Origin of the sequence: Archangium sp., from assembly GCF_036388035.1 — a bacterium.
Taxonomy (GTDB): domain Bacteria; phylum Myxococcota; class Myxococcia; order Myxococcales; family Myxococcaceae; genus Archangium.
Window position 1 is genome coordinate 1 of the sequence record NZ_DASVSO010000257.1, and the last position, 7,635, is coordinate 7,635.

General features: G+C 71.2%; 6 protein-coding genes. 1 reads left to right on the forward strand and 5 read right to left on the reverse strand.

The features are described from left to right. From VF697_RS10965 to VF697_RS10985, 5 genes are all read right to left on the reverse strand, one after another. The coding region (locus tag VF697_RS10965; protein WP_331094029.1) for a hypothetical protein at window positions 1-605 on the reverse strand (605 nt) is incomplete at its 3' end. Window positions 606-636: 31 nt separating this feature from the next. After that, on the reverse strand, window positions 637-1,722 hold the full coding sequence (locus VF697_RS10970; RefSeq protein WP_331094031.1) for a mannosyltransferase family protein: 1,086 nt from the start codon (window positions 1,720-1,722) through the stop codon (window positions 637-639). Between the two features lie 8 nt (window positions 1,723-1,730). Next, entirely contained in the window at window positions 1,731-3,017 is a 1,287-nt protein-coding gene (locus VF697_RS10975; RefSeq protein ID WP_331094033.1) for an MFS transporter, read from the reverse strand. Between the two features lie 95 nt (window positions 3,018-3,112). Continuing rightward, complete coding sequence (gene cglB / locus VF697_RS10980) at window positions 3,113-4,291, reverse strand: adventurous gliding motility lipoprotein CglB (protein ID WP_331094035.1); 1,179 nt, start codon at window positions 4,289-4,291, stop codon at window positions 3,113-3,115. Between the two features lie 225 nt (window positions 4,292-4,516). Next, window positions 4,517-6,496, reverse strand: coding sequence for a hypothetical protein (locus tag VF697_RS10985; protein ID WP_331094037.1), 1,980 nt, complete (start codon window positions 6,494-6,496; stop codon window positions 4,517-4,519). Window positions 6,497-6,642: 146 nt separating this feature from the next. Here VF697_RS10985 and VF697_RS10990 point away from each other — a divergent pair. Then, window positions 6,643-7,635: M1 family metallopeptidase (locus tag VF697_RS10990; protein ID WP_331094039.1), on the forward strand; the 993-nt coding region annotated here is incomplete at its 3' end.

The following is a 7,635-nucleotide window of genomic DNA, read 5'->3' on the forward strand; positions in this document are numbered from 1 at the left end:
GTAGGGATGTCCGTGGGGCGCTGGGTCCACCAGTTCATCACCAGCGTCACGCGCAGCCGCGAGGTGCCCGGCAGCTTCCCGTTGGGAATCTGGTTGTGGGCGTCCAGCACGCCGTGGGTGAGGTCCCCTCGGAAGTAGACGAAGCGGTTGGGCTTGGGCCTCGCGAGGTCGAAGTCGCTCGTGTTCGGGGCGAGGGATGGGTTTTCCTCGCAGGGCAGGGCCTTGGTCACCGCGAGCGCCCCACCCCGGACGCTGTTCATGAACAGCAGGGAGGTGAAGCGCGGGTGGACGAGCGGGCCCCCGCGCAGGGCGAGCTTCTCGTCCCGGTCCTGGTGGAAGTCCACCTGCACGTTCGTGGTACGCATCCGCGAGAACCACCACTCGACGCCGACGATGCCCCGGCGCAGCGGCACGCGCGGGCGCAGCTCGAGGATGACCTGCTCCACGAGGTTGGTGGGCTCGCCGAGGCCGAACCAGAACGTCGTCTGGTACGTCTGGCGCAGGCGCTCGGTGCCCAGCGCGCGGACCTTGCGCCACAGACGGGAGAAGTCCGCCTCGGGCAGGGCGTGGTCGTGGATGTGGACGAGGGGGGCTCGGGGCGGCATGGCGGAGCGCGACTCTATGCCAGCCCGCCGCTCAGTAGGTCCAGAGGCCGAGGAGGAACCCGTGCGTCACCTTGTGGTTGAGCCACAGGGTGAGGGCGGCCAGGGTCCACCGTGCCCAGGCCGGTCGCGTGGCGAGCCAGTCGCCCAGCCAGAACAGCATGGGGAAGAGCACCGCGCCGAACCGAAACGCGTTCATGAAGTCGCCCTGCGGCAGCATCACGACCAGCGAGAGCAAACCGTAGAGGCCCAGGGGCTTGCTCCGCCGGAGCAGCGCCAGCGAGGCCACGAGCAGCACGGCGAAGAAGACGCCGCGCAGGAGCGACCAGCCCGCGGGCACCTGACCGGGGTTGCCGTACCACAGGGTGCGCAGCGCGCCCCACGCGGAGTCGACGTGCTGCCAGTGCGACTGGGCATGGAGGTGCGCCAGTGGATCTCCCGACGCGAGCCACTCGAAGACAATCAGCCCGCCATACGCCGCGAGCGACAGCGCGCCGAGTCCGGTGAAGCGCAGGAGCCGCTCCCGCCCCGTCTCCGCGCGCTCGGCCAGCAGGAGCGCCGAGGCGATCGCCACGAACACGCCCTGGTTGCGAGACCACACGCACAGCCCGGCGAACACCGCCGTCCGCCAGAAGCGCCCGTCCCAGGCGGAGGCGAACGCGCCGAGCGACAGCAGCAGGAACAGCCCCTCGGTGTGGTGCGAGTGCAGCGCGTAGCTGGCCGGGCTGAAGAGGCAGAAGAACCACCCCCACGCGGTCCGGGGCGAGAGCGGAGAGGGCCCCCCGGGCTCCGCGCCTCGCCGGTGGGCCCAGACGACGAACGCCAGCAGGAAGAGCGTGGACAGCGCGCAGCCCAGCACCTGCGGAGGCACCGCGTCCCCGAGGAGCGTGCGCACGAGCCCCACCACCAGCGGGTAGAGCGGCAGGAACGCCCAGAGCGGATTCGAGTAGCCCCGCGTCACGATGGCGCTGTAGTGCTCGGAGTCCCAGCGCTCCAGGCCCTCGAGCAGCGGAATGCCGCGATGGAACGCCGTCCACCCCCACAGTCCGAAGTGGTGCACCAGCAGGAGCGCGGCGAGCCCCAGCACGAGCCGGAGCTCCGGCCGCTCTCCCCACGCCATGCGCGCGCTCACGGGGACGGGGCCGCGCCCACGGGCTCGGCGTCCTCGGGTTGGGGCTCCCGAGCCGCGGCCGCCTCGAGCTGGTCCACCCGCCACAGCTCGGGGAAGAGCCAGGCCCAGAGCGCCACCACCCCCAGCGTCCCCACCGCGCCCGCCACCACCGCGGGCACCGCACCCAGGTGCTCGGCGAACGCACCGGCGCGGAACTCGCCCAGCTCGTTGGAGGCGCCCACGCACATCATGTTCACCGCGCCCACGCGGCCCCGCATGTCATCCGGCGTGGCCACCAGCTCCAACGTGTGCCGCACCACCACGCTCACCATGTCCGCGGCCCCCGCCACCGCCAGGGCGACGATCGACAGCGGCAGCGAGTGGCTCACCCCGAAGACGAGCGTGGCCGCGCCGAAGATGGCCACCGAGGCGAACATCTTCCACCCCGCCCGGCCTCCCAGGGGACGCAAGGCGAGCAGCACGGCCACCACCGCCGCGCCCGCCGCCGGTGCGCTGCGCAGCAGGCCCAGGCCCCAGGGCCCGGTGTGCAGCACGTCGCGCGCGTAGATGGGCAGCAGCGCCACCGCTCCGCCCAGCAGCACCGCGAACAGGTCCATCGTGATGCTGCCCAGCAACAACTTCTGCCGGCGCACGAAGCGCAACCCCGCGAGCACGGTGGAGAGGGAGAAGCGCTCGCTGGAGGCGCGGCCCGTCCGCACCTTCAAGGAGAGGATCCACACCACGGTGAGCGCGCACAGAGAGGCCGAGCCGACGTAGGCCCCGGTGGCGCCCGCCCACCCGTAGAGAATGCCGCCCACGGCGGGGCCGGCGATGGTGGCCACCTGCCACGTGGTGGAGTTGATGGCCACCGCGCGCGAGAGCTCCTCGGGGGGCACCAGGCGGGGCGTGAGGGCGGAGCCCGCGGGCGAGTAGAAGGCCCGCGCCGTCCCGAAGAGCACCAGCACCCCGTACACGAAGCGCACGTCCCGGATGTGGCCCAGCGAGAAGACGAGCAGCAACAAGCTGCACAGCAACATCACCGACTGGCACACCGCGAGGATGATGCGCCGGTCCACGCGGTCGGCCACCTGCCCGCCAATGAGGCAGAAGGCGAGGAAGGGCAGGAACTGCGCCAGCCCCGTGTAGCCCAGGGCCAGGGCGCTGCCGGTCATCTCGTACACCTGCCAGCCGATGGCCACCGACTCGATCTGCACGGCGAGCACCGCGCACAGACGCGTCAGCTGGTACAGCCGGAAGTCGCGGTGACGGAAGATGGACGGGCGGGGGGCGTCGGGAGAAGCCATGCGAAAGGCGGCTCTAACGCAAGCCCCGCCCTCCCGCCAGCCACGGGACGAGCGGGCAGGCCGGGGGCGTCAGGTCCGCTCATGGAGGGAGCGAGCTAGCCTGGAGCGGGGCCGCGCACCTCGATGAGGACCGGCGCCGTCGGCCTGGCCGCCGCGATCTTCTCGCACGCCGTGCCGGTGAAGCGCACGCCCTCGCCCGTCAGGCTCCACGAGTCCGGTCCCGGGGCCACAACCGTCCCGTCCAGGGAGACCTGGAGCGACTCCTCCCAAGGCGAATCCCCCGAGGTCTCGAGCCGGACGAGGCAGGAGTCCTTCGTCAGCTTCTCGCGGATGCGCTGGAGCGTGGAGACGAGCTCGGCGCCGTTGCTGGCCAGATAGAACTGACGCTGGCACGAGCCCCTGAAACCGTCACAGCTGTCCCCCGCGCCGCAGTCCGTATCGGACTGGCACTGGCGCACGATGCCACCCGCAGTGGCCATGGCATGGAGCGCTCTGGGCGTTGGGGACGAGTACGACATGGCCTCCGGGCCAAAGCCCACCACGAAGGTGCGGATGCCCTGGCTCCTCATTTCCTGGATCGCGCTGACCGAGGTGTCCTGGTCCATGCAGCCCAGCTTGTCGTACGGAGAGATCGTGCAAACCACGGAATCGCCCAACGTGCAGTAGCACTGGGCACTCGGGTAGGGATTCGGGTTGTTGGGGTTGCAGTTGGGCGCACCATCCGTCAGCAGCAGCACGAAGTCCGCGCGCTCGGCCGTCCGCAGCTCCGGAAGCGAGCCCACGTAACGCAGACTCGGGCCCGTGGGAGTGCCCCCTTCCGGCATGCCAGTCCCCCCATTGGGGATGCTCTGGAGGGCGGCATTCACCTCCGAGGTCTTGGCCACCAGCGTCGCGTCATCCTCCGCCCCCGCGCCCGGCAACGCGACGCGAAGGCTGGAGCTGGCACCACAGGCGACACCCGAGACGGGCTTCGAGATATCCGGGTAGGTGCCGAGCCCCAGGCGCGCCAGCGTGGCGTTCTGGGGGAGGAAGGTGCCCATCGCCCCCTGCACTTCGCTCCAGCGCGTGGGGCACCGGGACGTGTCGCAGGGCGAGTCATAGCCACACACCCCACCATCGGCCTGCTTGCAGGACGCGCTCGATGGATTGATCGGAGCCGTCATGGAGCCGGACGTGTCCACCAGGAGCAGCACATTCGGTTTGTGGTTGAGCACCTCCACCCGCGCCAGCACCGTCATACCCGCGTCCGGCCCGTTCGACCCCCCGTCGGGCATGATCGTCCCCGAGTCCGGCTGAGTCGTCCCCGAGTCCGGCCGGGTCGTACCGCCATCGGACACAGTCGTGCCCGAGTCCGGACTCCCTCCCGGGGGAAGCTCACTCGGTTGACAGCCCGTGGAGAGCACCCCCCCGACGAGCAGACCCACTGCCAGCGCACAGACGAGACGCGACGCGGTCATTCCGTTCATGCGCGCGATGATAGGTGCCGAACCCTCTCGGCTCTACCCGGAACGCACCCGGCGTCTCGCGCTGAACCCCAGCAGGCCCAGCACCCCAAGACTCACGAGCGATAGCAGCGCGCCCACGCGAAAGGACTGGGGCCGGTAGTGCAGTTCCACCCGGCGCTCGGTGCCCTGTAAGGGAATGGCGCGCAGGCCGTCGGCCTCGAGCAGCGGCACCGGCGCTCCGTCCGCCTCCGCCTCCCATCCGGGGAACCACGCATCCCGCACGAGGAGCCGCTCGCCCCCCCGCGGAAGCACGAAGGCGAGCCGTGAAGGCATGGCCACCTCGGGCTCCAGCTCCAGCCGCTCGCCTCCCGACTCCAGCACCGCGCGCCCCTTCCGGCCCAGCCGCAGCGCGAGGTAGCTCCGATTCTGGAAGAGCACCTCGCCCGGGTACGCCGCGCGCTTCGCCTCGTCGTCGATGACCACCACCGAGGCCCCGAGGTGCTCCGCCGCCCGCACGGGCTCGTCGCGCACGAGCTGCTTCACATAGGCAGGCGCCGGCACCACGAAGCCCTCCAGCGCATCGAAGCCCCCGGCCATGTTGACGTTGGGCACGCCCACCTCGCACGCATCCGCCCGGTGCGCGACGTCCACGCGCATCCAGTCGATGTCATAGGCCACGCGGCCCTCGGGGCGGAACTCCGGCGAGGGCCGGCACGGCGCCGCTCCGCTCAGGCTCCACAGCGTCCCCACGCCCTGCTGGAAGACGGCGCACTCGATGACCATCACCGCCGCCACCATCCACGCCCGCCGGCTGGGAACCGCGGCGCGAGCGGCCAGCAACGCCCCTCCCGCCAGCCCCACCCAAGCCACGCTCACCGCCCAGTGAGCCCCCGCGCCCGCCACCGCGAGGGCACACGCCCCCAGCAGGGCCACCACCGCGAACACCGCGCCCGAGCGCCGCGAGTGGGGCCGGGGCCCTCGCTCCCACGCGGTGAAACCGAAGGCCACCGCCAGCGCCAGCAGCACTGGCAGCGCCGAGAGGAACTTGATGGGAAAGCGGAAGAGGCTGGCGCCGGGCACCCACGCATACAACCAGGTGAAGAGCCACCCCGAGTCCCCCAGGGCCAGCAGGACGAGCACCCCGCACAGCACGGCGAGCCGCTTGCGCCGCCACAGCCCCCAGGCCGCGAGCACCAGGAGGCTCGCGCCCACGAAGAGCACCGACTGGAAGGTCTGCATCCCGGAACGATCCGCGCCGAAGCGGACGAAGGGCAGCGCGAGGTCCACCACCTCCCGAGGGGACAGGGCGAACTGCGTGGCATCCCCCACGCCGAGCCCCCCGCTCCGGTCCGAGCGCACGAGCAGCTCGAGGAAGGGAATCCACGTGACGGCCGAGAGCCCGGCCCCGAGCGCCAGCGCTCCCAGCGTCCAGCGCGTGCGCTTCCACAGGCACCTCGCGAGCCCCGCCAGCGCGAGCAGCGTCAGCTCCGGAGAGCCCGCGAGCACGCTGCACGCCACCTGCACGCCGAGCAGTGCCATGCCGGCCCGGGTGGGACGGCGCGTCAGGAGCTGCCCCGAGCCCCACACCCATGGCACCCAGCTCAGCCCGCACAGCATGTTGGGGTGGGCATAGTGCTCGACGGCGAGCGGACTGAGCCCCGCGGCCAGCCCCGCAAGCATGGCGGCGCGGCGACTCGCCCCCGAGTACCGCGCCAGCCGCCACGTCCCCAGCGCCAGCCACACCAGGTGCGCGAAGAGGAAGGGGCCCAGGACACGCTCGGGGGGGGCCAGCAAGAAGAGGAGGCTCGGCGGGTAGAGCACCTGCGTCTGCAACTCCGCCAGGAAGGGGTGGCCGGCGAGCAGGTGCGGGTTCCACAGCGGCAGCGCGCCTTGCAGCAACTGCTCGCGCAGGAAGGCGGCGTTGGGCAGGAAGAGGAAGAGGATGTCCGGCGACACCGGCTGGCGCACGAGCATCGTCCCGTGGCTGATGAGCACGGCGATTATCAGGACGATCCACGGCAGCTTCCGGTGCACGGCACCTCCAGGCCCGCATACCTACTCGCCGGAGTGGGGGCCTGAACAGGGGCGAGCCCGAGCCGTCACCCGGTGGACGCCAGCCCCGCGACACCTTCAAGAGATGCCGAGCGTCCGCTTGCGCTCTGGGTAGAGTCGTCCCCCCTATGGCGCACCTGACCGACGACAAGAACTTCCGACTCCCCCTCTCCATCCGTCCCCGGCGGTACGCGGCGACGCTGACGCTCGACCTGGAGGCCAAGAGCTTCACGGGCCAGCAGACCATCGAGCTGGACCTCGAGAAGCCCTCGAATGAGATCATCCTGCACGCCATCGCGTTGCAGCTCGGCGAGGTGACCTTCCGGGGCGGCAACGGCAAGAGCCTCAAGCCCACCGAGCTGCGCGTGGTACAGGTGAGCGAGACGGTGGTGCTGCGCTTCGGCGAGCAGCTCCCCTCGGGCGCGGGAGCGCTGGACGTGGCGTGGACGGGCCGCTTCACCGAGGGCCTGCGGGGCATGTACCTGGCGGGCAAGGTGGCGGCCACGCAGTTCGAGGCGGCGGACGCGCGGCGGCTCTTCCCGTGCTTCGACGAGCCGGCCTTCAAGGCTCGCTGGGCGCTCACGGTGCGGGTGCCGCCGGGGCTGACGACACTGGCCAACGGGGCGCTGGTGAAGGACGAGGCGGACGGCCACCTGCGCAAGCTGACCTTCCAGGAGACGGAGGTGCTCAGCTCGTACCTGGTGGCGCTGGTGTGCGGCCCGCTGGTGGGCACGCCCGAGGAGAAGGTGCAGGGGATTCCGGTGCGCACGTGGGCGCTGCCGGAGAAGCAGCACCTGACGCGCTTTGGCCAGGACGCGGCGCTGGCGGCGCTGCCCCGGCTGCAGGACTACTTCGGGCTGCCCTACGCCTTCGGCAAGGTGGACCAGGTGGGCATCCCCGACTTCGAGGCCGGCGCGATGGAGAACGCGGGCCTCATCACCTACCGCGAAATCGCCCTGCTGCTGGACCCGGCCACCGCGCCCCTGTCGGTGCAGAAGCGGGTGGCCGAGGTGGTGACGCATGAGCTGGCGCACCAGTGGTTCGGCAACTGGGTGACGATGGTGTGGTGGGACGACCTCAGGCTGAACGAGGCCTTCGCCACGTGGATGGCGTACAAGATC